The organism is Propioniferax innocua, assembly GCF_006716235.1.
Taxonomy (GTDB): domain Bacteria; phylum Actinomycetota; class Actinomycetes; order Propionibacteriales; family Propionibacteriaceae; genus Propioniferax; species Propioniferax innocua.
The window spans coordinates 56,258-81,629 of sequence record NZ_VFOR01000004.1 but is presented as its reverse complement, the minus strand read 5'-3'; the positions used below and the strand labels follow the sequence as shown (position 1 = coordinate 81,629).

Below are 25,372 nucleotides of genomic sequence, written 5' to 3'. Positions count from 1 at the left end.
ACGAACGTGGGGTGCCTGTGAGGGACGAACGTGGTTCGGCGGCGTTGGAGACGGTGATCCTGGTGCCGGGGTTCATGTTGTTCATCGCGCTCATGGTGGCCGGTGCCCGGTTGCATCTGGCGCGGGGTGAGGTGGTGGACGCAGCGGCCGGGGGTGCTCGGGCGGCGAGTCTCGAGGTCTCTGCGGCAGCGGCTTCGCGGGCGGCTCGTGAACACGTGGTGCGGGAACTCCACGGCACGTGTTCTCCGGTGGTGGCAACGGACACCGTCCAGTTCGCACGTCCGGTCGGCACTGCGGCGCGGGTGTCGGTGCAGGTGCGTTGTGAGGTCGGGTTCACCGATGTGGTGCTGCCGGGGTTGCCGGGGCGCATCGTCGTGACCGGCGAAGCCGATCAGATCCTCGATTCATATCGCAGGAGGCGATGATGCGCGTGCTTCGCGGTATGGCGTCACTTGCGGTGCTCGTTCTGGGCCTCGTCGGTGGGCCGATCGTGTTGATGACGACCGCCCAGATGGTGGCGCCACGACGGTTGCTGCAGCCCGAGGTCTGGCTGCGTCCCGATGACGGAACGGTGTTGTTGACCGTGCTCTGGGTCGCCGGTTGGTTGATGTGGGCGATGTTCGCGGCTTTGGTGGTGACCGAGGCGTTGGGCATCGGCACGTCGCGACGCGGGTGGCTGCGGGGTCCGCGGATGCTCGTGGCGTCACTGCTGATGTCGGTGCTGGCGTTGGCGCCGCACCAGCAGGCGCAGGCGGCCCCACCACCCCAACACGGGATCTCCGATGCGGTGCCGCGGCGCGAGGCACCGCCGGAGCGTGAGGTCTTCGTGATGCACACCGTGGAGCGTGGGGAGAGCCTGTGGACGATCGCCGAACAGCATTACGGCGATGGTGGCCAGTGGCGACGTATAGCCGAAGCCAATCCACTGCTCGCGGATCCCGACGGTCTCGAGATCGGTCAGGAGCTCCGCATCCCCGGAATACACCGGCTCGATGAGGCGCCGGTCGCCGTGGCGTCCACACCGGGCCCGACGCCTCCCACTCCCGATCCGGATCTGCCGCAGGCAGATGCCGCCGAGGTCCCCGGCACGCCGGAGGATCTGACGAGTCGGAACCCCATCACCGTCGCACCGTCCGATGTGGGTCTGGACGTGATCGACCCGGTCGAGCTTGAAGCGGCCCGCAACGCGTCGGACCCGGACGCCACCGGTGTCGGAGACGGGCCGGTCCAGCAGGCTGCGCTCCTGTTGGCCGGTGCCCATGTCGGACTGTTGGCGAGCACGGGGCTGGCCGCGCTGTGGCGGCGTCGGCGTGAGGTGCAGTTGGCCACTCGCCCATTGGGCCGACGTATCACCCACCCGCCCGAGGAGGCCGATGACCTGGTGGCGGTGAGGGACCCGGAGTCGGTGGCCGCGTTGGATCTGGTGTTGCGCGCTGTTGGGGCGTGGTGTGGCGTTGAGGTCCCGGGCCTGCGTCACGTGGTGGCCACTGCCGAGGCGATCCGGTTGACCTTCGCCGGCGGCGCCCCGCCCCCGCCGGACTGGGCCACGCGTGACGGTGCGGCGTGGGTGATCGCCTCCGAGACGGCCGTCCCCGATGCGGCGGCGCACAATCCATGGCCTGCGTTGGTGAGCGTCGGACGCGGTCTCGGTGGGGAATTGTTCATCGATCTCGAAGCCGATACCCAGGTCCTCTCCGGTGCGGAGCCCGTCGTGGCGGAGTTCCTCGACGGGTGGATCCTTGACACGATCACCAGCCCCTGGGCCGATGATCTCGATGTCCTCGTCGTGGGGGAGCACCGTGGCGTCGACGCCGCCGAGGTGGCGCATGTGCGGTGCATCTCCGCCGATGAGTTACGAGCCGCCAGCGCGGACGCCGACACAGAACCGGGGCGGGCGGACGCGATGGCGCCCGCCGAACGTCGACGCCGCCGCGCGGCCGGTGAGGACGCCGATCGGGCGAAGGTGTTGATCTGCCCGGACCCGGCCGACCACGCGCGACTCGCACCCATGGCGCAACGGATGGGGATGTCGGTGGTGGGATCCTCCACCGGTCCGGTCCGGTTGAGGGTGGAACCGCCCCCGGACTTCTCCCTGCTGCCCGACGGTACGGCGTTCGTGGCGCGGACCGTCCCCGCAGAGGTGGGCACCGTGCTCGCCGATGCGTTCGATGCGGTGAACGCCACCGCCACCGACCCCGCCCCGTGGTGGTTTCCGACCCCCGACGCCGACCACACGACGCTGCCTCGGGCACCCCAGCGTCCAGAACCCGAACTTCCCTCGAATGTCGTCCGTATCCATCCCGACCGCACGATGCCCCGTCCGCACCCGCCGACCGTCCTGGAGTCAGTAGATGTGAACACCGATGAGCGAATCCCGAGTCACCCCGTCGTGCAGCTGTTGGGTCCGGTGGACCTTCTGGGGGCCCGTGGGGAAGTGCCGCAGCGCGCCAGGAGGTCGTGCGTCGAGATGGCCGCATGGCTCGTGGAGCATTCTGGGGCGACGGCGCGGCAGATGAGCAGGGATCTGTTCGTGGTCGAGTCGACCCGACGCTCCAACCTCTCCCGGCTCCGGAAATGGTTGGGACGCGACGATGAGGGCAAGGCCTATCTGCCGGAGGCCCACACCGGACGGGTGACGTTGAGCACAGAGGTGATGTCGGATTGGCATCAGGTGCAGCTGTACACGTTCACCGGCGTCAACCGCAGTTCGACACCGAGCCTGATCTCCGCCCTCGAACTGGTTCGGGGCGCTCCCCTGGCCGACGCGGCCCCGACGCAGTGGCAGTGGGCCGAGGTCATGCGCACCGATGCACTCTCGTGCATCCGCGACATCGGTGTGGAGCTGACCGCACGGGCTCTGGCCGACGGTGACATCGACCTCGCCCGCTGGGCGGCGGGCCGGGCGCTCGTGGCCGTCGGTGATGACGAGCAGTTGCTCTGCGCGCGGATCCGTACCGAGATGCGGGCGGGGAACCATCGCGAGGTGCCGCGGCTCGCGATGCGTCTGACACGTCAGGCCCGTTCGCTCAACGTGGATCTGCACGATGACACGATCACCCTGGTGCAGGAGGCCATGGAAGGAGTGGCACGGGGGAGCGTGGGCTGAGTCGGGCCCGTTCCCGCAGCACCTCGGCGCCTGGGCCCGGCAGGGATCACCGTGGCGTCGGCATCCGCCATTCGGTGCGCTTGGCCCACGCCTCGGCCCGTTCGGCCGCGCGTTCGAAGTACGGCTCCTTCTCCTTGGCGTACTCGGTGGCGGTGAGGCCCCTGCCCACGAGCTGACGCTTCAGCGCGCGGTACTCCAGGTGTGCTTCGGCGTCGGTGGTGAACCAGGCGCGGAACAGCAGGGCCAGACGCCAGGCCGGCGAATCGATCTCCCGCACATGCATGTGCACGATCCGCCCGGGGTCGGCGCTGCCGTGGAAGTGCTTGCGTGCGCGGACGGTGCCGCCGTCGCCGCGGACGAGGTCCCACCATTCTCCCTCGGCCCGGGGGAATCCGCCGTCGGAGATGCGTTCACGCCATTCGGGTTGGTCGAGTACCGACAGGTCGCGGACGCCCACCTGCACGTCGATCACATCCTTGGCCGGCATCCCCGGCACTGCGGTGCTGCCGATGTGCTCCACCGCCAGGGCTTCGGGGCCGAAGATGCGGCGGAGACGTGCGGTCAGTCGCGCGCCCTGGGCGGGCCAGTCGGGGTTCGGCGGCACCACGGTCAGCAGTTCGGGGCGCCGAACCCGCTCGCCGGTACGGACGTTGTGCTCGAACGGCACCAACCGGTCGTTCCACAGTTTGTCGATCTCGCGTCGCAACTGTGCCGGCGCGGCGTTGTTCTCCAGCCACACGTCGGCCGATGCGCGCCGCTGCTTGTCAGTGGCTTGGGCGTTGATGCGTTGCCTGGCGGCCTTCTCGGTCATCCCTCGATCACGGACCATCCGGGCCAGACGCTCCTCGGCGCTCGCATGCACCACGATCGTCAGATGGTGGTCGGGGCCGAGGTTCTTCTCCACCAGCAGGGGCACATCGTGGATGATGATGGCGTCATCGGGTGCGGCATCCACCATGGCCTCGGTGCGGGTGCGGATCAGCGGATGCGTGATGCGTTCCAGATCGGCGCGGGCGTCGGGGTCGGTGAACACCAGCTGCCCCAGCCGGTCGCGGTTGAGGTGCCCCGCATCGGTCAGGATCTCGGGGCCGAAACGCTCGACGACCTGTTCCAGCCCGGGCGTGCCGGGCAGCACCACTTCGCGGGCGATGCGGTCGGCGTCCACCACGATCGCACCGAGCTCGGTGAGCCGACGCGATGCCAGAGACTTACCGGCTGCGATCCCGCCGGTGAGGCCCACCCGCAGCACGTCAGAGGCCGTCCGGGTGGTGATGTGCGACCCATGCGGCGCCGATGACGCCGGCGTCGTTCAGATGTTGCGCCGGAACGATGCGGGTGCGCAGATTCATGTGGGGCAGGAATTTGTCGGAGTCGCGGCTGATACCGCCGCCCACCACGATCAGGTCGGGCCAGAGGAGTTGTTCGACGGTCTGGAAATACTGCTCGATCAGAGGGAGCCATTCCTCGTAGCTGAGCCCCAACACATCCTTGCGACCCGACGACGCCTGCTGTTCGGCGTCACCGCCGTTCATCTCGATGTGCCCGAACTCGGTGTTGGGGACGAGTCGACCGCCACTGATCAGCGCCGAACCGATCCCGGTGCCGAGCGTCGACATGAGCACCACGCCCTCCTGACCAACCGCGGCACCGTATTTTGCCTCGCACATGCCTGCGGCGTCGGCGTCGTTGACCAAGATCGAAGCTCGTCCAAGACGGTCGGTCAGGAGCTGCTGGGCATCGAGGTCGATCCATGCGGGATCGATGTTCGCGGCACTGCGGGTCGTGCCATGCTGCACCACTGCGGGGATGGCGACGCCCACCGGGCCATCACCGATCTCATCGGCGAACGAATCCACCATCTGCGCCATGACGTCGGCGACGCGAGCAGGGGTGGCCGGGTTCGGCGTCACGATGCGGGCACGCTCGGACGCGAGGCGTCCCTCCGCGACGTCCACGAGGGCTCCCTTGATCGAGGAACCGCCGAAGTCGATGCCCAGTACTGGCTTCATGTTCGGAACATTACCCAAACAGCTGCCGTTGTCAGCGGGGGGCGTGATTCCGGGCCGTTCGAGCCCGATCGAGCTGGGAGAGTGCGAGTTCGCGGGCCCACTGCGGGTCCTGATGTTTGATCGCCACGTTCACCGGGCCATCCACGTTGTCCACGAACACCGACGCCAGCCCCAGCGCGCGTTGCAGGGGGCCGCGTCGGATGCGCACCGATTGGGTCTTGGCGTGCGGGACGATCAGCCGGACGTGGTGCAGCCACCCCTGTTCGGTGACGACCACGTCGGGGCTCACACCGTGTTTCAGCGTCCAGAAGTCGAAGGGCCGCAACCAGCGGCAGCGTCGGGGAGCGGGACGCAGGTCCGGTGTCAGATCGGTGTCGGGAAGGATCACATCGAGGATGGTGGCGACCTGCGCGGCGGTCCCGATCGGCAGCAGCACATTGCCGTGCGAGTCTGTGTCTGCCTCCTCGTTGCGGGTCCCGATGACATCCACATCGATGCGGAACAGCCCGAGGGGACGCCACAGCAGACTCTGGTGGATCTTCAGCCCCTGCACCCGGTCGAACGGGATCGTGCGGCTCGTGAGGCTCGTGAGTCCTGCAGTGATACGAACGCCGCCGCGTCCGTGACGCATGGCCGGCGTCGCGCCGCTGCCGTGGCCGGTGCGGACCATCGTGTAGTTCACCTGACGCAACACGTATTTGCTTGCGAGATTTCCGATCGCCACCACGAGGGGGATGAGGAGCGGAAGGCCGGCGAGCAGGACCCCGAGGCTGCTCATCCAGGCGCCGATACCCAGACCGATCAGGCTGATCACGAGTATCGCAGCTGTCCAGATGAATTCACCCGAGGTGAGGAAGCCGACGATCAGTGCGGTGGGGGTCAACCGGATCAGGACATCGTCGCTCGCGCTGACGCCGGTCAGCACGTTCTCTTTGGTTCGGCGCGTCAGCGCATCGCTGGATTCGCCCATGGCACGGGTCAGCAGGTGATCACGGAGTTGATTGGCGCGCTGGCGACTCAGGTAGCGAAGCCGCAACTGGGAATCCGAGCCACCGGCCTGGATCTCGAGCTCAGCGAGGCCGAACAACCTTCCGACGAACGGCTGGACCACATCGATGCTCTGCACCCGTTCGAACGGCACCTTCCTGGACGACTTGTTCAGCCACCCGGTCTCGATACGTACCTCCCGGTCATCGATCACGAACCGGGTGAACCGCCAGGTGACGAACGATGCGATACCGCCGATCAATGCCGTGGCCAGTAACCCTGCCCCCAGGACCCACCACGGAACAGAGGTTCCTTCACCGTTCTCGTCGCCGCGGAAGGAACCGAGTTCCTGCACCAGTGAGAACAGCAACGCGGCGAAGATCACCCATCCCCGCACCAACGGTGTCAACGGGTGGGGGCGCTCCGAACGTCCGGTGGGGACCCATGCGGTGGCCATCTGCGGCCTCAGAGCCCCGAGCCGCGCGGATCGCCGAGCTCGGTCAGACGGTCGCGCAGCTCGGCGGCCTGTTCGGGAGGGATACCGGGGATGCTGGCGCCGGTCTCGGAGCTCGCGGTCACCAGACGCACCGTGGCGATCCCGAACCATCGCTCGAAGAGGTCCCGCTCCACCTCGACCACCTGCATGCGCCCGTAGGGGACGACAGTGAGCGACTGGAACCAGATGCCCTTGGTGACGTACAGCTCCTCGTCCATTTCTGCATAGCCGCGGGCGCGGCACAACGCTGCGACGCGGATGACGCGCCACACCAGCACGATCAGTCCGACAGCGCCCACCGACACCGCGAACGGCCACGGGGCGAACGCCGTCAGGGCACCGACCGGGATCCCGAACACGATCAGCCATGTGATGAAGGTGGCGATGCGGCGCGCTGCGATGTATCCGCTGGCCGGACGCCGCCATTCGCCGTGTGGGGGAGCGAAGAGGGGGTCGGACATGGCTGCAGCCTACCGAGCGTGTCTGCGCAGCTCGGTGACCACAACCGACCAGTCGTTCATCCGCAGTGTGGCCAGACCCCGTGAACAAAGGCTTCGTGCTCGCCTCGGGGAATCCAGTGGTCGGTTGTGGACACCGGTTGCTTGTCCGACCGTGGAGAGTGGAGGTCCGAAAGGAGCCGGTGGATGCAGACATGGGGATTGCTGGCGATGGCCATCGCCTTCGAGGTGGCCGGGACGCTGGCGCTGCGCGCGGCTGCGGATCACTGGGGCTGGATCATCGCGGTTGTCGTGGGCTACACGGCCGCATTGGGGCTTTTGGGCGTCGTGCTCCGCCGTGGAGTGCCGATCGGGGTCACCTACAGCATCTGGAGTGGTGCAGGGGTTGCGCTCACTGCAGTGTTCGGCTGGGTTCTCTTCGACGAGGCCCTGACACTGCTCGATGCCGCTGGGCTGCTGTGCATCGTGGGCGGAGTGGCGCTGGTGCAGAGCACTCCGAAGCGGGAGTACGCGACATGTACCTGAACCTGATGATGGCCGTGGCCTGCGAAGTGGCGGCGACGCTGAGCATGCGTCAGTCGCAGGGTTTCCAGCGGCGTGGATGGCTGGTGCCGATGGGGATCGGCTATCTGGCGGCGTTCTGGTTCCTTGGCCGCTCCCTTGCCGCAGGGATGCCCGTGGGGCTCGCCTACGGCATCTGGGCCGCTGCAGGTGTGGCCTCGGTGGCGATCCTCAGCCGCATCCTGTGGGGCGACGCCCTCACCAGACGCATGGTCGCCGGGATCGTGTTGATCATCACCGGCGTCATGCTGGTCGAACTGGGCTGACGCCGCGACGCTGATGGTCGGGGAAACGCGCACCCGTGAGGACATGGGAACATGGCGTGGGGCCGACCCTCCCCCCGAGCGTGTCGGCCCCACGCCATGCCGGTGGAACTCAGACCAGGATCTGCCACTGGGCAGAGTCGCCGAGCGAGCTCTCGTAGGACAACCACCCGGGGCGTTCGCCGTCGGTGAAGAACAGCAGGTTCCCCTCGGCGCATTCGCCATCGGCGAGGTAGCGCTCGGACGGGTCGGCCGGCGGAGGGGCCTCCGGCGGCAGGTTCCCGTGGGGGTAGGTCGGCCCGTAGATCATGTCGTGGTCATCGCTGGGTTTTATGGTGTCGGTCTTGGTGGTGAGGGACCACGCGTCCCATGAGACCCGCACCCGTTCACCGGGGGCCACGTTCTTGGCACAGACGGTGACATCGGCGGACATCCATCCCGTGCCGGACGGCCCCTCCCCCGGCGGGTAGTCGTTCCCGTGGAAGGTCACGTCGAAGTTCTCCATCTCGACGTGTTCGGGGTAGGGCTCATCGGCATGGGCCGGGGTGGTGGCGAGGCCGCCGGCCACGATGGCTCCGGCGGCGGTGATTGCGGCGATCTTTCGGAACATGGTTCCCCCTGATCTGGAATTACTGGAATATCTCTTGGGTGAGTCGCCACGGAAATAGATTTTCCGTGGCGACTTTTGGTTCTGGGTGCCCGAGTGGCTGAACCACATATCCCTGAAGAGATAATTTGGATATTGATGTTGCGGGTTTTTCATCCCGCGGTTGGTCAGCGCCGTTGAGAGGGGCTTCAGCTGTCGAGGCGCCAGATGGCCCGCTCGCCGAAAGCGTTCTCATAGAAGACGGCGGTGGGTTCGGCGCCATCTGTGTGGAACAGCAGAGTCCCTTCGGCGCACTCCCCGTCGACGAGGTAGCGCTCGCCGTAGGAGTCCGGCGGAATCTGCTGGGCGTCCACGTACGCCCACGGGTAGGTGGGTCCGCTGGGGCCCTCGGTGCTGCTGGGCGAGAAGATCGCCTCGTCCGAGGACACGTTCCACGGATCCCACGAAACCCGCATCTTTTCGCCGGGCGGCACGTCGTTGGCGCACACCAGCACCTCGATGAAGGTTCCGTTGTACTCGCTGGGTCGGACGTCGAGGAGAGTCACATCGAACTTCTCCATCTCGACCTTGGGCGAGCTCATGTCGGTGTGGATGGTGTCGGCGTGGGCCGGGGTGGTGGTCAGTCCGGCGGCGAGGAGCCCTCCGGCGGCAGCGGTGATTGCGGCGATCTTGCGGATCATCATTCCCCCTGAGTTTTGTTCGGTGGATCCGTATGGTCGTTCAATCGGTTTCTTTTCGGGCCATTGCGATATCGGCTTGTCATCGACGATAAACAGCCGAAATGTCGGACCCCATACCCCCGGGGGGATTTTCGGAGGTTCTGATATGGAGCCGTGATGGGGTGATATCGGGCCGTGATTCGGTCGACCGATTAACGCCTGTTCCATCAACGGTTGGTTCTGGGCGCCCCGCCTGCCTCAGGCCAGATCGCGACGTTGCACCCACCAGGTCCCGACGCCGATCAGCACCACAGTGAGGACGCTCTCGACGCCGAGCCAACTGATCGTTTCGGCCGACACATTGCCGACGGCGCCGAACGGCCCCAACTCGAGGACCCGTTCGGGGAGATCCAGCATCGGGCCGAGGAACGCGAAGGTGGCACTGATGCCGAACACGACCCAGGCGGGCCAGGGGACGTCCACGCCAGCCGATCCGCGCGGTGGCCACGGCCACGACCAGAACAGACGCGCTCGGGCACCGGGAGCATGCCGATCTGGTGGTAGTAACGGATCGTCCGCACCGTGGTTCCGGTGAGCTCGGCACAGTCTGAGATTCGCATGACCTCAGCAGAGCATGTGACGTTACGTAACAGTCAACCCTCGAGCTCTGGAGGCACGCGCATCCGGAGACAGATCGAGCCCCGAGACCGGGGTCTCGGGGCTCGAAGCGTGAAGATCTGGAGCGGGCGGCAAGGATCGAACTCACGTCTCCACCACGGAGTGGTGGCGTTCTGCCACTGAACTACGCCCGCGCAGATCTACGAGTTTATCAGGAATGCATGGTTCCTTCGTCGAGGAAACGCTGGTGCCATCCCAGTGCCTTGGAAAGATCGTGCGGCGTGTGCTGGGCCTTCGAGACCTTCTGTGCCCACTCGAAGTATTCGTGCAGGGCCGGACGGAAGTCCGGATGCGCGCACGTGTCGATGATCTTCTTGGCCCGTTTCTTGGGGGAGAGGCCGCGCAGGTCGGCCAGGCCCCACTCGGTGGCGATCGCCGAGACGTCGTGCTCGGTGTGGTCCACGTGGCTGGCCATCGGCACGATCACCGAGATGTCCCCGCCCTTGGCGGTCGATGGCGACACAAAGCAGCTGATCAACGAGTTCCGGGCGAAGTCGCCGGAGCCTCCGATGCCGTTCATGATGCGGGTGCCCATCACGTGCGTCGAGTTCACATTGCCGTAGATGTCGGCCTCCACCATGCCGTTGCAGGCGATGACGCCCAGGCGTCGGATGACCTCGGGGTGGTTCGAGATCTCCTGGGGGCGCAGGATGATCTTCTCCCGGTACTCGGCGGCCCGCTCGTTCATGCGCTCGGCGGCCGGCGGCGACAGCGAGAACGCCGTGGCGGACGCCTTGGCCACCGTGCCCGAATCGAGGAGATCGACCATGCCGTCCTGGATCACCTCGGTGTAGGCGTAGATGTTGCGGAACGGGCCGCTGTCGAGGCCGGCGAGCACTGCGTTCGCAATGTTGCCGACGCCCGACTGCAGTGGCAGCAGGTTCTTGGGGATGCGCCCCACCTTCACCTGGTGCTCGAGGAACTCGAGGAAGTGCCCGGCGATCTGCTTGGAGATGTCGTCCACGGGCTTCAGCGTCGAGTTGCGGTCGGGGGCGTTGGTGCGCACCACGGCCACGACCTTCTCCGGATCCACGCGCAGCGTCGTCTGGCCGATGCGGTCGGCGGGGTGCGTCATGGGGATGGGCACGCGGTTCGGAGGAAGCTCGGTGCCGTAGTAGATGTCGTGCATGCCGAGCAGTTCAAGGGAGTGCCACTCGTTGACCTCGAGGATCACTTGGTCGGCGATGTCGAGCCACGTCTTGTTGTTGCCGACGCTGGAGGCCGGGATCAGGTCGCCATGTTCGTCGATGCCCGCGACCTCGACCACCGCCGTGTCGAGCCGCCCGAAGAAGCCCTGCCAGACCGTCGGCGCCACGTGCGACAGGTGGATGTCGCAGTAGTTCATGCTGCCTTCGTTGATGCGTTTTCGCGTCTCGGGGTCGGACTGGTACGGCATGCGCAGGTCGACGCCATCGACCAAGGCGAGTTCGCCGTCGAGCTCTGGGGCGGTCGACGCGCCGGTCCACACGCCGATCCGGAAATCCTGACCTGCCGCGTGCGCGGCGCCGATCTGCTTGGCCAGAGCGACCGGAACGGCCTTCGGGTAGGCGGCGCCGGTGAAGCCACTCATGCCGACGTTGTGGCCCGGGCGGATGAGCGCTGCCGCGTCTTCGGCCGACATCTCCTTCGCTCGTAGGCCGGGGTGTGCAATCCGATCCATGAGACCTCCTCGATGTTGGAAGTGAGCCTATCGAGCGCCCTCAGCGCGCGACGCGCGGGAGGGGGCTGTTGCTGACGGTTCGTGCCGCACAGCGGAACGGGTGTTTGACCTCGCTGTTGTTGAGTGAGTATTCAAGTGCTCGCTTGAGCGATCGCTCAAGAGTTCAGTGTTGAACGTAGGACTCGGGGGCCGCTGATTGGCGCCCGTGCCGTGACTCTCGCCGGAGACGAAATGAGCAATGAAGCCCTGATCGCCCCCAAGACAATCAATCCTCATGAACGCCGACGCGCCGTCGTCGCCAGCTTCCTCGGAAGCACTGTCGAGTACTACGACTTCCTGCTCTACGCCGCCGCGGCAGGGCTCGTGTTTCCCGAACTCTTCTTCGGCAACCTCCCGCCGAGTCTCGGTCTCACCCTTTCCTTCCTCATCCTGCTCATCGGTTACATCTCCCGTCCCATCGGCAGCGTCGCCTTCGGTCACTTCGGAGACCGCTACGGGCGCAAGAACGTGCTCGTCATCACCCTGCTGACCATGGGGCTGGTCTCCGTGGGCATCGGGCTGATGCCCTCCGCCGAGAAGGTGGGCGTCGCCGCACCCATCGCGTTGGTGGTGCTGCGCATGATCCAGGGCATTGCCGTCGGCGGTGAGTGGGCCGGCGCGACGCTCATGGCCATGGAGCACTCCACACCCGAGAGCAAGGGCTTCGGCGCATCGCTGGCCGTTGCCGGTGGTCCGGTGGGAGCCGTGCTCTCGACCTTCGTCCTCGCGCTCTTCTCCCGCATCTCCGGGGATTCCTTCGCCAACGCGTCCGGCACCTACTTCGTGGACGACTGGGGCTGGCGCGTCCCATTCCTGCTCTCGGCCGCCATCGTGGTGATCGGGCTCTATCTGCGATCCAACGTGACCGAATCGCCCGAGTTCGAACTGGCTCGTCAACGTGGTGAGGTCCGGACCGGCGTCCCGGTGGTGAAGATGCTCAAGCACTCGCCCAAGGAGTTGCTCCTCGGAACGTTGGCGGGCGCGGCTGGTCTGTTCGTCCAGGGACTGGGTGCCACGTTCATGGTGCCGTTCATCGTCAGTTCCACTGAAGGGAGCGCATCGCCGATACCTCGGGACAGTGCGCTGATGATGGTCACCATCGGCTCGATCATCGCCACGTTCTCCATTCCGTTCATGGCGTGGCTGTCCGACCGGTGGGGCCGACGCCCGGTCATGTTGGGAGGTGGCGTGGTCGCGGTGATGGGGCTGTGGGCCTGCTTCCATTTCATCCAGACCGGGAACCCTGTGTTCGTCTGGCCGGCGCTCATCGTGATGGTCGGTATCGTGCAGCCTGCCCAGTACGGTCCGATCGGTGCATTCCTGAGCGAGAAGTTCGACGCTGCCCATCGCTACACCGGTGCGGGGATGACGTTCCAGATGGCCTCGATCCTCGGTGCGGGCACCGCGCCACTGATCGCCAACAAGCTGGTGACTCCCGAGAGTGGCCTGACGCCACTCGCCATCTATGCCACGGCCTTGTTCGCGGTGAGCAGCCTTGCAGTGTTCTGGTCGAAGGAAACCGCTCACCGCATGAGCCATCAGGAGCGGTTCCAGACCGAGGCCGTTTTCGAGGCTTGATGCGGCCTGGGTGTGTGTCGAGGGCGGGCGTGTGTGCTCGGGGTGCTGGCGCAAGGTTGCCCCGCTTGATGCAAATGAGAACGGGTTAACCCCTGTGTAACTTTCAGGATGCTCACCGGTAACGGAACCTTCCTAGCGTCACCGGACGTGGCAAGACAGGAACGGCGATACAGCCGAGCAGAAGTGGCCCTGGCGGTAGCACTGCTGTTACCCAACCTCGTTCTGCTGGGGATTTTCACGTATCGGCCCCTCTTGGACAACATTCGGCTGTCCTTCTTCTCGTGGAACATCTCCTCGCCGCAGGCCACCTTCGTCGGGTTGCAAAACTACGTCGAATGGGTCCAGCGAGACGACACGGTGCAGATCTTGATGAACACGGCGGTGTTCATGGGAGTTGCTGTTTTCGGGTCCATGGCTCTGGGCTTGGGCTTGGCCCTGCTGCTTGATCAAAAGCTCTTCGGGCGTGGCGTCGTGAGATCGTTGGTTTTCGCGCCCTATGTGATCTCCGGCGCGGCGATCGGCATCGCGTTCCAGTTCGTCTTCGACCCGACCTTCGGCGTCGTCCAGGATCTGTTGGCGCGGGTGGGCGTGGCGGCCCCCAACTTCTACAAGCATTCGGGTTGGGCGATGTTCATGATCACCGCCACGTACGTGTGGAAGAACGTCGGCTACGTCTTCGTCATCTATCTGGCTGCCTTGCAGGCGCGGCGTGTGGATCTCGACGAGGCGGCCGAGATCGACGGGACCGGTCAGCTGCGCAAGTTCTGGCGAGTGACGCTCCCGCAGCTGCGCCCGACGACCTTCTTCCTCTCGGTGACGGTCATGCTCAATTCGCTTCAGGTCTTCGACATCATCAACGTGATGACGCGTGGTGGCCCCTACGGCACAGGCACCACCACGATGGTGTTTCAGGTGTACCAGGAGACGTTCGTGAACCAGCGGGCCGGTTATGGCGCGACCGTGGCGACGATCATGTTCCTCATCCTGCTGGTCATCACGATGGTTCAAGTCGCTCTCCAGGAGCGAGGGAGGCGAGCATGAACAACGATGCAGGAACCCACCGCCACGGAGGCGACCGCCGCAGGCTCCGTGGGGCGATCGCATATCTCGCCATGCTCGTGGTGGTTGCGACGGTGGTCATACCGCTGTACTTCGTGCTCATCACTTCGCTGAAGCCACGACCGGATATCTACACCCAGCCAGTCATGTGGTTTCCCGATGAGATCATCCCCGACAGCTACACCACGGTCTTCACGGCGGTCCCTTTCTGGGAGTATCTGCGGAACTCTGTGTTCATCACCGCAGTACTGACCGTCGTCCAGGTCGTCCTCGGTGTGCTGTCGGCCTATGCCTTGGTCTTCCTGAGGTTTCCGGGGCGTCACGCGGCGTTCCTGTTCATCCTGGCGTCGCTGATGGTGCCGAAAGAGATCACGGTGATCTCGAACTTCGCGCTAGTGGCCCAATTGGGGTGGACCAACAGCTTCGCCGGCATCATCGTGCCGCTCGCGGGTGTGGCGTTCGGTGCCTACCTGCTCCGTAATCACTTCATGTCGCTTCCCGGCGAGGTGATCGAAGCTGCGCGAATGGATGGCACTCCGCCGATGAAGATGCTGTGGCGTGTGGTGCTTCCGATGTCGTGGCCGACGGTGGCCGCGTTCACGATCATCACGATCGTCACGGAATGGAATCAGTATCTGTGGCCCTTCCTCATCGCCAGCAACGAGAAGGTGGCCCCGCTTCCGGTCGGCCTGACCCTTCTGCAGCAAGCCGAAGGGTTGACGAACTGGGGGCCGGTCATGGCGGGGACGGTCGTGACGATGCTGCCGATCCTCGTGGCATTCCTGCTCCTGCAGAAACAGATGATCAAGGGCCTCACCGCAGGTGCGGTGAAGGGCTGAGGCGTGTCCCGACCAACCGAGTACATCCATCAACTCCATCACAGATGAGAAAGGCCGAACCGTGCACATCACCCGACGAGCACTGCTCACCACAGTGGGTGGCATAGCAGCCGCAGCCACCCTGACCTCCTGCGCCGGAACCGGCGGATCATCCGCTGGAGGCGGTGACCCGAAGAACATCCGTTTCATGTCCAACCATCCCGGCAAGTCGCAGGACCTGGAGCAAAAGATCATCGACGCCTTCGTCGCAGAGAACCCCGAATACTCGGTGGAGCTCATCGACGGCGGCTCGGACTACGAAGAGCTCGCCCAGAAGTTCAATGCCCAGTTGGCCGGTGGAGACGTCCCCGACATCGTCGTGGCCTCCGACGTGACGTGGTTTCCGCTTGCTCTCAATGAGGCGATCACACCCATGGACGAGCTGTGGTCCTCGGGCAAGGTCGACTCCGACGATTACGTCGACACGTTGCGTGAAGACTACGTCTTCGAGGGCAAGCATTACGGATTGCCGTATTCCCGCTCGACGCCCCTGTTCTACTTCAACAGTGAGCTGTGGGAGAAGGCCGGCTTGGATGGCGCACCGACCACGTGGGACGAGTTCGATGAGATGGCTGCCAAGCTTCTCAAGGACAATCCCGATGTCGCGCCATTGGTTGTGCCGGACGGCTCGAACTACTTGGATTGGTATTTCCAGGGAATGATCTGGACCTTCGGAGGAAGCTACTCCAAGGAATGGGACATGGCGTTCACTGACGACAAGTCTCTCGAGGCCGGAAGGTTCTTGGCCGAGCAGGTGAACAAGGGGCATATCAAGATCACCGCGGACCCGACCAACGAGTTCGGTACAGGACTGGCCGGCGCACTCCTGGAGTCGACCGGTTCGTTGGGCGGGCTCAAGGAGCAGGCGGCCATCGAGTTCGACACCGCCTACCTTCCCGGGCCCAAGCCGGGCTGTCCCACTGGTGGGGCCGGGTTGGCCATCACGAACAAGATCGATGACGAGCGCAAGGCCTCGGCCATGAAGTTCGTGGAGTTCGCCACGAATCAGGACAACACCGTGACCTTCTCGCAGGCGACCGGATACATGCCTGTCCGCAAGTCGGCCTTGGAGCATCCCGATGAGCAGGCCTACCTGAAGGATGAGCCGCGGGCCCAGACTGCTATCGACCAGCTGGCTGAGAACACCCAGAGCCAAGATTACGCCCGTTGCTTCCTGCCCGGTGGTGGCGACCGCATCGGTGAGGGGCTGGACCGCATCACCACCGGTGGCGAGGATGTGGAGAAGATCTTCGAGGAACTGCAGAAGCAGTCCCAAGAAGTCTACGAACGGGACATCGAGCCCAAGCTCTGATCACGAGGAAGCGAAGGAAGACCATGGCAACAGTCGAGTATCTCGGCGCGACGCGACGGTTCGACCCAGAGGCGGCCCCGGCCGTGGATTCGATGGACCTGCGTATCGACGATGGGGAGTTTCTCGTCCTGGTTGGCCCTTCGGGCTGCGGGAAGTCCACGAGCCTGCGCATGGTTGCAGGTTTGGAGCCCGTGGACGAGGGAGAGATCCGGATCGCAGGGGCTGACGTCGTCGGCAAGCGTCCGCGAGAACGAGATGTCGCCATGGTCTTCCAGAGCTATGCCCTGTACCCGAACATGACAGCGCGGCAAAACATGGCCTTCGCGTTGGAGAATGCGAGAGTGCCCAAAGCGGACATAACGCGGCGGGTTGCTGAGGCGAGCAGGATCCTGCAACTGGACGACCTGCTGGACCGTCGCCCGGCGAACATGTCGGGGGGGCAACGGCAGCGCGTGGCCATGGGGCGAGCCATCGTGCGAGAGCCCAGCGTGTTCTGCATGGATGAGCCCCTGTCGAACCTCGACGCCAAGCTCCGGGTCTCGACCCGAACCGAGATCGCCGCGTTGCAGCGGCGCTTGGGGGTCACGACGATATACGTCACGCATGACCAGACCGAAGCCATGACGATGGGGGATCGCGTCTGTGTCCTCGACAAGGGGCGGGTCCAGCAGGTCGCTTCTCCGCAGGAGCTCTACGAGCGTCCGGTCAACACGTTCGTCGCCGCGTTCATGGGGTCGCCGCCGGTCACGTTGATCGATGACGTTCCCGTGGAATCCGGCCATGCCGTGATCGGTGAGGACAGGGTGCCGCTGCCGATCAAGGTGGAAGCCCCAACGGTCATCGCCGGGCTTCGTCCAGATGGATGGGAGTTGTCGTCGCCGGAGGATCCTCGGGCCTTGGAGTTCGAGGTGCTGCTCACTGAATGGCTCGGTTCGGAACACTTCGCCTACGCAAAGCCCTGTGGAGATCTTCGTGGGGCTTCGATCCGTGGTGAACGGGTCATCGTCCGTATCGGAAAGAAGGAAACCTTGTCTCCGGGGGCGAAGCTATATGCACGGGCGATCTCTGGGGAGGTTCAGTTCTTCGACGCAGTCACCGAACGTAATCTCTGTGCCTGAGTTCTACCGGTGCGGCCGAAGGTCGCAGGGCCAAAGCTCTGAACTTTTGGTGCCGACCGAAGAGGGCTATACTCAGGGCCTGCTCGTCGTCGTAGGCGAGCACGCGAGTGTAGTTCAATGGTAGAACATCAGCTTCCCAAGCTGAGAACGCGGGTTCGATTCCCGTCACTCGCTCTCAGAGCCTCATTTGTTCGGGCCATCGTTCGCCCAGGACCATCGTTCAATTCAGTGCCGTCGTTCAGTTCGAGGCATTGACCGTCCGCTCGCTGAATCATTCATGGCGAAGGGGGCTGGCCGATCGGTCAGCCCCCCTTCGCCTTTGCTTGCGAGATCCGGGTTCAGTGCCAGAGGCGCCATTCGGCGAAGTCGCCGAGCGAGGATTCATACTGCACGGTGGTCGGGTCGATGTCCTGAGCGGGCTTGAAGGCGATGCGGCCGGTGGCGCATTCACCGTCGGCCAACTGACGCTCATCGGAGTGGCCCTCGTCGGCAGAGGGGGCTTCGGCGTTGCCGTAGGGGTAGTCGGCCTTGGTGCTGCCGCCATTGACGATGCCGGATGGGATTCAACTTCTCCGTGGCCGCTGACCTACGGGGTCACCGGACAGGCGACGGGGCAACTCCTCCGGCGCCACATCGCCGCCTATGTCAGCCTTTCCTTGGGATCAACGTTTCAGGACGGCCCTCAGTGCGGCCAGTACGAGCTCTGCGCTGTCCTCACTGGCATTCGGGCCCATGAGGCCGATACGCCAGACGGACTTGGCGAATTTTCCTGCGCCCGCGCCGATCTCGATGTTGAACCGCTCCAGCAGTTCACCCCGGACGGCCCCGGCGTCGACGCCCTCGGGGACCTTGACCGTGGTCAGGTCAGGCAGGCGCGATCCCTCTTGGGCAAACAGTTCCAGGCCCATCTCCTGCAGACCTTCCTGAAGGAGACGCCCGGCCTTCGCGTGGCGAGCGATCACGGCGTCCAGGCCCTCGGCGAGGATCCGCTCGAGGCCGGCGTGAAGGGCCGCGACCATGGCCGTTGGAGCAGTGTGATGATAGGTGCGGCCACCGCCGGTCCCATCGGAATCGAGGTAGCCGCCGAGCAGACCGAGATCGAGGTACCACGACTGCGGTTTCTGCACGCGTCGTTCCCAAGCGCGCTCGCTGATGGTGAATGGCGCCAGGCCCGGGGGTACGCCGAGACACTTCTGGGTGCCCGCGTAGCCCACGTCGATGCCCCAGTCATCGGCCTTGAGCTCGATACCGCCGATCGCGGTCACGGCATCCACCAGCAGCAGGGCGTCGTCCTTGAGTTCGCCGAGGGCCTTGATGTCCGAGCGCACACCGGTACTGGTCTCGGCGTGCACCGCGGCGATCACCTTGGGGTTCGGATGGGCATCGGCAAGACGCTGTGGGTCGACCGGCGTGCCCCAGTCGAACTCCACCGGGATCACCTCGGCGCCACAACGAGCGGCCACATCACACATGCGCTGCCCGAAGAGACCGTTCACGCCGACGACCACCACGTCGCCGGGCTCCACGGTGTTGACGAAACCGGCCTCCATACCGGCCGAGCCGGTGGCCGACAGGGGGAGGGTTCGGCGATTCTGCGTCCCCCACACCTGGCGGAGGTGATCGCAGGTCTCGTCCATGAGCGCGAGAAAAGCAGGGTCGAGGTGTCCCAGCAGTGGGTGTCCGAGGGCGGCGGTGGCCTCGGGGTAAGGGTTTCCGGGCCCGGGGCCGAAGAGGTGCCGGGCGACCAAGGGCTGAGAGAACGTCATGGCAGCAGGGTAACCAGAGCGCACCTGCGTTGAGGAGGGGCCGGTGAATCTTGGCAGACCCTGCCGAGGAGTGACCGCGTGGGGCTGGGGTGGTCTTGTGGCAATGTGCCGAACACCGGGTGACCACAAGTTCCCAGTCGTTTCATCGGGCCGTCGTGGGAATGGGGTGCGGGCCACTTGGAGAGAATCCGCTGGGAGGTTGTGGCCACCCTTGGGGTCATGGCTTGGGGCGTGATTGCTGGTGTCGATGCCGTGTTTGGGGTTGACCCGAACATGTCCACAAGTGACCACTCGGTTCGCATGGTGTACGTGGGTGAAGGGTTTCTCCACCATCGGCGGAATCGAGTGGTCGGTTGTGGTCACCGTGCCGTGTCGCCCGACTGACGGCGCTGCCGAAACGGGGCGCGGCCTCAGATCACACGCTTGGCCATTGGACGAACCGCACGCAGTCCCGTCCTCGTAACTCGGGCACCACGTCCACGTACGGTGACGCCACCTGTCCGATGCAGAACTGGTCGGGGTCCACGGGTCGCACGGTGGTCATCAGATGCACTTCACCGGCGTAGCGCTTCCACGCCGGGCCATCCATCTGCAGCGCCCCCACGCGACGCTGCGGCCCATGGGGAAGATGGTCGTCCAGAGCGCGGCCGCGGGTGCCCTCCAGCCGCTGGGAGATGTCACTCTGCTCTGCTCGAAGGCACCACGGCTGGTCAAGGAGATAGCGGGCTCCGGGGGCGAGCTCCGAAAGCGGAAGCGTCAGTTCTCCGGTGTCCTGGAAGCGTTCGATCCACTCCAGATGCTCGTCGCGGACGGTCCCCTCTGCACACACCACGTCGATGCCCGGGGCCAGCCGCTGCAACCGCATCCAGTTCACCCAAGCATTCACATGACGCTGGGCTTCGAGGGTGGGCAATCCGCGGTGAAGTGGAGCCCGCTGCGTGACCTCCCCGGGGATGAACGCCAGAACCGGAAGACCACGTTCACGGAACAACGAGGTCTGGTTCAGGAAGTGCTCCACCGACAGCCCCGTCTCGGGCCGCGGGTAGTAGTTGTGCCAACCGGTCACGTCGAATTCGGCGCACCGGTCGAGCTCCTCGGCGGTGACGGTACTTGCATTGAGCGCGATCGAAAGGCCAGTGGCGGCTATTCGCGCGATGTCCGAAGTGTCGAAACCGTAGTCGATCCGCAGTCCCATGACTCCCTTAGCGGCGAGGTCGTCAAGGTCGTCGACACCCAGACCAAATCGTTCCAGGGTCGCTGGTGAGACGTCTGCCCAGAACGTCGCGCCGATGTCTCGGTGCAACGACGCCAACTCGTCGAGGAACTCTTCGAGCGCATCGGCCTCGGGGATGTGCAGCGAGGTGAACAGTGTCGGTTCGGACGCCAACCGTCGGGCTTGGTCGACCACTGCTGCACGAACATCGGGTGGGTCGGTGGGGTAGATGGAGAACAGCATGGGAGCTCCTCTGCGTCACATGATCCGGTCGGCCATCTTCTCCTTGAACCCGAACATGTAGGTCAGTACGAATCCCATCACCACGGAGATCAGCCAGCCGCCCAGGTACCACATCCACCCGCCGGCGCTGAGCACCGGAACCATGAGGACTCCCGACAGACCGAGTGCCTGGGCCCCGAAGTCGCCGCCCTGCTGTATGCCGAAAGCAACAAAGGCGCCGCCGAAACCGGCGCCGAGGCAGGCAGTGATGAACGGGTAGACCAGGGGCAGTGAGACGCCGTAGATGAGCGGTTCGCCGATGCCCAGGACACCGACGGGGAAGGCGCCGCGGATGACTTTGCGGAGCTTGTCGTTCCTGGTGCGCAGATAGACGCCGATCGCCATGCCGACCTGACCCGCTCCGGCCATCGCGAGGATGGGGAGGAGCATGGTGAACCCATGCTGGGTGATGAGTTCGGCATGGACTGGGGTGAGACCCTGATGGACGCCGAGCATCACCATGGGCAGGAAGAGGCTGGCCATGAGGAAGCCGCCGATGATGCCTCCCTGCTGCAGTGCGAAGTCGACCAGAAGCCAGGTGAGCCCCTTCATCACGAGCGCCGATATCGGCATGATCACGAACACGCAGAGCAGGGAACCGGCGAGAACGGTGACGATCGGCACCACGAACAGATCCAGTACCGCAGGCACGAACGTGCGCAGTTTCTTCTCGATGACCGTGAAGATCCATGCGGTGACGATGACGCCGATGACGCCGCCCAGACCCGGGCTCAGGGTTCCGAAGAGAGGGACGCTGAGTTGTTGGATCGGAATCTCCGAGCCATCGGGAGCGGTTTCGACGACCCCCGCCATCTGTTCGAGGAACGGCACACCGCCTGCGATGAAACCGAGCACCGGCGTTCCGCCGAACTCTTTGGCGGTGTTCATGCCGACCAGAAAGTTGAGTCCACCCACGACGATGCCGCCGATGCCGGCGAACGCGAGATACCAGGCGTTCTCGGCGATGGCCGGATCTGCCAGCTTCCAGATGTTCGCGATGGCGAGGACGAGCCCGCAGGCGATGAAGCCCGGGATGATGGGGACGAAGATGTTGCCGATGTGCCGGAACATCGCGTGGATGCCGGTGGTCTGGTGCGATTTCACGGCGGCCTTGGTCTCGGCGGCCACGTCGCGATCCGCCGCATCGGTGTCGTCGTCGACCTCCGGATCCGGCTCGATGCCGCTGACCTTCGCGAAGGCCTGACGCAGCCTTTCGGCGTGGCCGGGGCCGACGACGATCTGTGTCTGGGAGCCGGGCACCACGCCCATCACCCCGTCGAGTTCCTTGAGGCGTTCGACGTCGACCTTGTCGGTGTCGTGGACGCTCACGCGGAGTCGAGTCATGCAGTTGGTGAATGAGGAGATGTTGTCGGCCCCGCCCACGGCATCGTGGATCTGCCGGCCGACCTCGTCGTACTTCATGATTGCGTCCCTTCTGGTCCGTCGGGGTTCATTGGAGTGGCCGCGGCCTGGCCGACGAAGCCGTCGGCTGCGGCGAGGCGTTGTCGGGCGGTGTCTGCATCGACGTTGCACAACAACATGACGATCGCTGTCTTCGCGTGGTTGTCGGAGGCTTCGAGTGCTGCGCGAGCGTCGGCGTCGGAGCACTGCGTGGCTTCAGTGACGATGCGCACGGCCCTTTCCCGAAGCTTGGCGTTGGTGGGAACCACGTCGACCATGAGGTTTCCGTAGACCTTGCCCAGTCGGACCATCGCTGCGGTGGAGAGCATGTTGAGGATGATCTTCTGGCTTGTCCCGGCTTTCATGCGTGTCGAGCCGGTCAGTACTTCGGGGCCGTTGTCGACCTCGATCGCGATCTGTGCGAGTCGTCCGATGGCCGAGTCGGGATTGCAGGACACCGCGACGGTCGACGCTCCGACGGATCGGGCATGCTCCAACGCGCCGAGAACATAGGGGGTTCGGCCGGATGCGGCGATGCCGACGACGGTGTCGCGTTGGTCGACATCGATGTCTGCGAGGTCCTGAGCCCCCTGAGTGGGACTGTCCTCCGCGCCTTCGATGGCTCGGAACATGGCTTCGGGGCCGCCGGCGATCAGCCCGACCACCTGCTCCGGTGACGTTCCGAAGGTGGGGACGCATTCGGCGGCGTCGAGTACGCCCAGGCGTCCGCTGGTGCCGGCGCCGGTGTAGATCAGTCGGCCGCCGGTCCGGAGGGAATCCACGATCAGTTCGGTGGCATCGGCTATGGCGGGGAGTGCGGCGGCGACGGCGTTCGGGACGCGGTGGTCCTCGTCATTCATCGTGCGCAGCAGTGCTGGTAGCGGCAGCCTGTCGAGGTTCTGTGTGGCCGGGTTCCGCCGTTCGGTGGTGCCGACCGCTGATGCACTCGTCATGCGGACTCCTCTGACCGGATGATGTACTACTACATCCAGTATGCATTACGTGAAGAAAAGTTTCACCACAGGGTGGCAGACTGTGTTTCACAGAGGGGAGGCCGAAATGTCGGAGGGCATCCTTCAACGCGTCGGCTCGATCGCCGCCAATGGCAGCACTGCTGAAGGACGAGTGGCTCGCGTTGTCGTGGACGATCCGCACGAGGTTCTGGGCGCCACGGTCGCCGATCTGGCGAAAGCGGCCGGGGTCTCGCAGGCGAGCGTGATCAGGTTCGCCCGTTCGGTCGGTTGTGACGGATGGCCGCCGTTGCGGTTGGCATTGGCGCAAGAGCTCTCCCGCCGCGCTGTGGAACTCGAGCGATCCGACATCGCCGAGGGCACCATCAACGATGACGACTGTCTGCATGACGTGGTGCAGAAGATCGCGTTCCACGAGGCCCGGTCCATCGAGCAGACTGCCAGGTTGATCAATGAGGACACCCTGGAGTTCGTCGCTCGGACGGTCGCAGAAGGACCTCGCACGCTCGTGTTCGGTGTGGGTGCCAGCGCCCTGGCCGCGATGGATCTTGAGCAGAAGCTGGAGCGCATTGGTCTGCCGTGTCGTTTCAGCCCCGATACCCATCAGCAGCTGATGCATGCCTCGCTCGCGCCGCGTGGTGCCCTGGCGCTGGGTATCTCGTTCTCGGGCCGCACCGCAGAAGTGGAGAACGCCCTGCGGCTGGCCGCCGAGCGCGGTGCGGTGACGGTGGCGCTCACCGGTGTCGAGGGATCCCCGGTCGGTGAGGCCGCCGACCATGTGCTGCTCTGTCACGCGAGAGAGGCCGAGTTCCGGGCAGGAGCCCTGGCCAGCCGACTCGTGCAGTTGGCCGTCGTGGACTTCCTGTTCGTGAGAGTGGCCCAGCTGCGGTTGGGTGATGTCGAGTCCACACTCGAGCAGACCCGACGAGCGGTGGCGGCCCATCGGAAGCAGGATCTCTCCGGTCGATCACGGGAATCGCAAAGTCACTGACAGAGCCGTCGTTCTGGTGTGTAATCGGCGGCAGGAGGTTGTGATCGTGGATCAACACATCGTGGTGGTTGGTGCCGGACTCGTTGGACTCTCGACCGCTTGGCATCTGCAGAAACGTGGCGCGAAGGTCACGGTGATCGATCGCGAGGGGCCCGCCGCGGGCTCGTCGTGGGGCAATGCCGGATGGCTGTCACCGGCTCTGACGGTGCCGCTGGCCGAGCCTTCGGTCCTCCGATTCGGCCTGAAGTCATTGGTCGATGATGATTCCCCGTTGTACATGCCGCTTCGCCCGGACTCGACGCTCATCCGGTTCGGGCTCGGTTTCGCGCGTCGTTCGACGTTGCGGACGTGGAACGCGACGATGCAGCATTATCTTCCCCTGAGCGAGCGGGCGCTCGAGGCCTTCGACGAGATCGGAGCGGATCTCGATGAGGGGACCACCGAGGCCCCCATCTGGGCGGCCTTCCGGTCAGAGGCGGACGCCGCTGATCTGCTGCGTGAATTCGATCTGATCGAGAAGTCGGGCACCGACCTGAGGTGGGAGATGGTCGGCGGAGACGCCGTGCGTGCGGCACGGCCGGTGCTGAGCGACGAGGTGAACGTCGGGGTGCGCATCGATGGTCAGCGTTTCATCAACCCCGGACGCTACTGCGACGCTCTGGCCAAGGCCGTCACCGATGGTGGCGGTGAACTGATCATCGATGAGGTCGAAGGCATCCGGAAGGTCGCCAAGGGCGTCAGCGTGGCCTGTTCGAGTGCGTCGGTGCACGCCGACCATGTCGTCATCGCCACCGGGGCCTGGTTGCCACGGCTGGCTCGCGAGCACAAGGTCCGGGTTCCCCTGGTGGCTGGCCGTGGCTATTCGTTCCGTGTGGATGTCGACGCCGAGCAAGTGCCCGGTCCCTTCTACCTCCCGGGGCAGCGGGTGGCCTGCACGCCGCTCGATGGTGGGCTCCGTGTGGCGGGGACCATGGAGTTCCGTCCGGTGGATGCTCCGCTCGACGAGGCACGGGTGGATGCACTCGTGCGGTCGGTGGAGTCACTGATCGACGCTGATCTCTCGGTGCGCCACGACACCTGGGTGGGGGGTCGTCCCGTCACCGTCGATGGCCTGCCCCTGGTGGGGCCGACGCGCACCGCCGGCGTATGGGTGGCTGGTGGCCACGGCATGTGGGGTGTGACGCTCGGTCCGCTGACGGGTCGGCTCATCGCGGAATGGATGCTTGAGGGTCGTGTCGATCCGGCGCTGAGACCGCTCGATCCACTTCGTTGAGGTTTGG

At 65.1% G+C, this 25,372-nt stretch carries 24 protein-coding genes, 2 tRNA genes and 1 pseudogene; 12 read left to right on the top strand and 15 right to left on the bottom strand.

The features are described from left to right. Positions 1–17: 17 nt before the first annotated feature. Together FB460_RS12390 and FB460_RS12385 are read left to right on the top strand one after the other, a co-directional pair. A complete protein-coding gene (locus FB460_RS12390; protein ID WP_142094518.1) occupies positions 18–425 on the top strand; it encodes a TadE/TadG family type IV pilus assembly protein in 408 nt (135 codons plus the stop codon). Beyond that, positions 425–3,106 carry a LysM peptidoglycan-binding domain-containing protein gene (locus FB460_RS12385; protein ID WP_170210097.1) on the top strand — a complete coding sequence of 894 codons (2,682 nt, stop codon included), beginning with the start codon at positions 425–427 and terminating at the stop codon, positions 3,104–3,106. Before FB460_RS12390 ends, FB460_RS12385 begins: the two co-directional genes overlap by 1 nt. A gap of 46 nt (positions 3,107–3,152) precedes the next feature. Here FB460_RS12385 and coaE read toward each other — a convergent pair whose 3' ends face one another. The 4 genes from coaE to FB460_RS12365 are packed head-to-tail and all read right to left on the bottom strand — an operon-like array spanning position 3,153 to position 7,059. Then, positions 3,153–4,355 carry a dephospho-CoA kinase gene (coaE, locus tag FB460_RS12380; RefSeq protein WP_142094516.1) on the bottom strand — a complete coding sequence of 401 codons (1,203 nt, stop codon included), beginning with the start codon at positions 4,353–4,355 and terminating at the stop codon, positions 3,153–3,155. A gap of 1 nt (position 4,356) precedes the next feature. Then, positions 4,357–5,115: a polyphosphate--glucose phosphotransferase gene (gene ppgK / locus FB460_RS12375; protein ID WP_142094515.1), complete on the bottom strand. Its 759-nt coding sequence runs from the start codon at positions 5,113–5,115 to the stop codon at positions 4,357–4,359. Between the two features lie 31 nt (positions 5,116–5,146). Beyond that, entirely contained in the window at positions 5,147–6,559 is a 1,413-nt protein-coding gene (locus FB460_RS12370; RefSeq protein WP_170210096.1) for a PH domain-containing protein, read from the bottom strand. An 8-nt stretch (positions 6,560–6,567) separates the two neighbouring features. Further along, entirely contained in the window at positions 6,568–7,059 is a 492-nt protein-coding gene (locus tag FB460_RS12365) for a PH domain-containing protein (protein ID WP_142094513.1), read from the bottom strand. Positions 7,060–7,242: 183 nt separating this feature from the next. Here FB460_RS12365 and FB460_RS12360 point away from each other — a divergent pair, with 183 nt between their 5' ends. Further along, a complete protein-coding gene (locus tag FB460_RS12360; RefSeq protein WP_142094512.1) occupies positions 7,243–7,581 on the top strand; it encodes a DMT family transporter in 339 nt (112 codons plus the stop codon). Then, positions 7,572–7,883, top strand: coding sequence for a DMT family transporter (locus tag FB460_RS12355; protein WP_142094511.1), 312 nt, complete (start codon positions 7,572–7,574; stop codon positions 7,881–7,883). The genes FB460_RS12360 and FB460_RS12355 overlap by 10 nt, the downstream gene beginning before the upstream one ends. Before the next feature lie 109 nt (positions 7,884–7,992). Here the strand turns inward: FB460_RS12355 and FB460_RS12350 are convergent, their stop codons facing one another. The 6 genes and pseudogenes from FB460_RS12350 to scpC all read right to left on the bottom strand — a co-directional run bounded on the left by FB460_RS12350 (position 7,993) and on the right by scpC (position 11,484). After that, entirely contained in the window at positions 7,993–8,490 is a 498-nt protein-coding gene (locus tag FB460_RS12350; RefSeq protein ID WP_142094510.1) for a hypothetical protein, read from the bottom strand. A gap of 185 nt (positions 8,491–8,675) precedes the next feature. Next, positions 8,676–9,170, bottom strand: coding sequence for a hypothetical protein (locus FB460_RS12345; RefSeq protein WP_142094509.1), 495 nt, complete (start codon positions 9,168–9,170; stop codon positions 8,676–8,678). Between the two features lie 234 nt (positions 9,171–9,404). Beyond that, positions 9,405–9,629, bottom strand: a complete 225-nt coding sequence (locus FB460_RS13375) for a hypothetical protein (protein ID WP_246044413.1) — start codon at positions 9,627–9,629, stop codon at positions 9,405–9,407. Positions 9,630–9,664: 35 nt separating this feature from the next. Then, positions 9,665–9,766, bottom strand: a pseudogene (locus FB460_RS13470) (MerR family DNA-binding transcriptional regulator); the annotation flags it as partial. Positions 9,767–9,884: 118 nt separating this feature from the next. Continuing rightward, positions 9,885–9,958 (bottom strand) — tRNA-Gly (locus tag FB460_RS12335). Between the two features lie 17 nt (positions 9,959–9,975). Beyond that, entirely contained in the window at positions 9,976–11,484 is a 1,509-nt protein-coding gene (gene scpC / locus FB460_RS12330) for a succinyl-CoA:acetate CoA-transferase ScpC (RefSeq protein WP_142094507.1), read from the bottom strand. Positions 11,485–11,715: 231 nt separating this feature from the next. On the opposite strand from scpC, the gene FB460_RS12325 reads away from it, so the two are divergent. The 6 genes from FB460_RS12325 to FB460_RS12300 all read left to right on the top strand — a co-directional run bounded on the left by FB460_RS12325 (position 11,716) and on the right by FB460_RS12300 (position 17,642). Next, a complete protein-coding gene (locus FB460_RS12325; protein WP_142094506.1) occupies positions 11,716–13,101 on the top strand; it encodes an MFS transporter in 1,386 nt (461 codons plus the stop codon). Between the two features lie 147 nt (positions 13,102–13,248). Continuing rightward, on the top strand, positions 13,249–14,142 hold the full coding sequence (locus FB460_RS12320; protein WP_211345997.1) for a carbohydrate ABC transporter permease: 894 nt from the start codon (positions 13,249–13,251) through the stop codon (positions 14,140–14,142). Continuing rightward, positions 14,139–14,999: a carbohydrate ABC transporter permease gene (locus FB460_RS12315; RefSeq protein ID WP_142094504.1), complete on the top strand. Its 861-nt coding sequence runs from the start codon at positions 14,139–14,141 to the stop codon at positions 14,997–14,999. The genes FB460_RS12320 and FB460_RS12315 overlap by 4 nt, the downstream gene beginning before the upstream one ends. 61 nt (positions 15,000–15,060) lie before the next feature. Beyond that, a complete protein-coding gene (locus tag FB460_RS12310) occupies positions 15,061–16,350 on the top strand; it encodes an ABC transporter substrate-binding protein (RefSeq protein ID WP_142094503.1) in 1,290 nt (429 codons plus the stop codon). Between the two features lie 23 nt (positions 16,351–16,373). Next, positions 16,374–17,468, top strand: coding sequence for an ABC transporter ATP-binding protein (locus tag FB460_RS12305; protein ID WP_142094502.1), 1,095 nt, complete (start codon positions 16,374–16,376; stop codon positions 17,466–17,468). Between the two features lie 103 nt (positions 17,469–17,571). Beyond that, positions 17,572–17,642 (top strand) — tRNA-Gly (locus FB460_RS12300). A 164-nt stretch (positions 17,643–17,806) separates the two neighbouring features. Here FB460_RS12300 and FB460_RS13450 read toward each other — a convergent pair. The 5 genes from FB460_RS13450 to murQ form a co-directional block, all read right to left on the bottom strand. Continuing rightward, complete coding sequence (locus FB460_RS13450; protein WP_281281852.1) at positions 17,807–17,929, bottom strand: hypothetical protein; 123 nt, start codon at positions 17,927–17,929, stop codon at positions 17,807–17,809. Between the two features lie 201 nt (positions 17,930–18,130). Continuing rightward, complete coding sequence (locus tag FB460_RS12295) at positions 18,131–19,234, bottom strand: pyridoxal-phosphate-dependent aminotransferase family protein (RefSeq protein WP_142094501.1); 1,104 nt, start codon at positions 19,232–19,234, stop codon at positions 18,131–18,133. A 415-nt stretch (positions 19,235–19,649) separates the two neighbouring features. Next, positions 19,650–20,690: a MupG family TIM beta-alpha barrel fold protein gene (locus tag FB460_RS12290; RefSeq protein WP_142094500.1), complete on the bottom strand. Its 1,041-nt coding sequence runs from the start codon at positions 20,688–20,690 to the stop codon at positions 19,650–19,652. Positions 20,691–20,705: 15 nt separating this feature from the next. Then, positions 20,706–22,151: a PTS transporter subunit EIIC gene (locus FB460_RS12285; protein WP_142094499.1), complete on the bottom strand. Its 1,446-nt coding sequence runs from the start codon at positions 22,149–22,151 to the stop codon at positions 20,706–20,708. Then, positions 22,148–23,083: an N-acetylmuramic acid 6-phosphate etherase gene (gene murQ, locus FB460_RS12280; RefSeq protein ID WP_142094498.1), complete on the bottom strand. Its 936-nt coding sequence runs from the start codon at positions 23,081–23,083 to the stop codon at positions 22,148–22,150. Before murQ ends, FB460_RS12285 begins: the two co-directional genes overlap by 4 nt. An 82-nt stretch (positions 23,084–23,165) precedes the next feature. Here murQ and FB460_RS12275 point away from each other — a divergent pair, with 82 nt between their 5' ends. After that, positions 23,166–24,092 carry a MurR/RpiR family transcriptional regulator gene (locus FB460_RS12275; RefSeq protein WP_425466998.1) on the top strand — a complete coding sequence of 309 codons (927 nt, stop codon included), beginning with the start codon at positions 23,166–23,168 and terminating at the stop codon, positions 24,090–24,092. A 46-nt stretch (positions 24,093–24,138) separates the two neighbouring features. Continuing rightward, positions 24,139–25,365 (top strand): NAD(P)/FAD-dependent oxidoreductase, encoded by a 1,227-nt coding sequence (locus tag FB460_RS12270; RefSeq protein ID WP_246044412.1) that lies wholly within the window; start codon positions 24,139–24,141, stop codon positions 25,363–25,365. Positions 25,366–25,372 lie beyond the last annotated feature (7 nt).

Coding starts and splice junctions, on each gene's coding strand:
- FB460_RS12385 (WP_170210097.1), top strand. CDS start 425: ATGCGCGTGCTTCGCGGTATGGCGTCACTTGCGGTGCTCGTTCTGGGC.
- FB460_RS12345 (WP_142094509.1), bottom strand. CDS start 9,170: ATGATGATCCGCAAGATCGCCGCAATCACCGCTGCCGCCGGAGGGCTC.
- scpC (WP_142094507.1), bottom strand. CDS start 11,484: ATGGATCGGATTGCACACCCCGGCCTACGAGCGAAGGAGATGTCGGCC.
- FB460_RS12305 (WP_142094502.1), top strand. CDS start 16,374: ATGGCAACAGTCGAGTATCTCGGCGCGACGCGACGGTTCGACCCAGAG.
- FB460_RS12360 (WP_142094512.1), top strand. CDS start 7,243: ATGCAGACATGGGGATTGCTGGCGATGGCCATCGCCTTCGAGGTGGCC.
- FB460_RS12295 (WP_142094501.1), bottom strand. CDS start 19,234: ATGACGTTCTCTCAGCCCTTGGTCGCCCGGCACCTCTTCGGCCCCGGG.
- FB460_RS12325 (WP_142094506.1), top strand. CDS start 11,716: ATGAGCAATGAAGCCCTGATCGCCCCCAAGACAATCAATCCTCATGAA.
- FB460_RS12350 (WP_142094510.1), bottom strand. CDS start 8,490: ATGTTCCGAAAGATCGCCGCAATCACCGCCGCCGGAGCCATCGTGGCC.
- ppgK (WP_142094515.1), bottom strand. CDS start 5,115: ATGAAGCCAGTACTGGGCATCGACTTCGGCGGTTCCTCGATCAAGGGA.
- FB460_RS12365 (WP_142094513.1), bottom strand. CDS start 7,059: ATGTCCGACCCCCTCTTCGCTCCCCCACACGGCGAATGGCGGCGTCCG.
- FB460_RS12370 (WP_170210096.1), bottom strand. CDS start 6,559: ATGGCCACCGCATGGGTCCCCACCGGACGTTCGGAGCGCCCCCACCCG.
- FB460_RS12355 (WP_142094511.1), top strand. CDS start 7,572: ATGTACCTGAACCTGATGATGGCCGTGGCCTGCGAAGTGGCGGCGACG.
- murQ (WP_142094498.1), bottom strand. CDS start 23,083: ATGACGAGTGCATCAGCGGTCGGCACCACCGAACGGCGGAACCCGGCC.
- FB460_RS12285 (WP_142094499.1), bottom strand. CDS start 22,151: ATGAAGTACGACGAGGTCGGCCGGCAGATCCACGATGCCGTGGGCGGG.
- FB460_RS12315 (WP_142094504.1), top strand. CDS start 14,139: ATGAACAACGATGCAGGAACCCACCGCCACGGAGGCGACCGCCGCAGG.
- FB460_RS12290 (WP_142094500.1), bottom strand. CDS start 20,690: ATGCTGTTCTCCATCTACCCCACCGACCCACCCGATGTTCGTGCAGCA.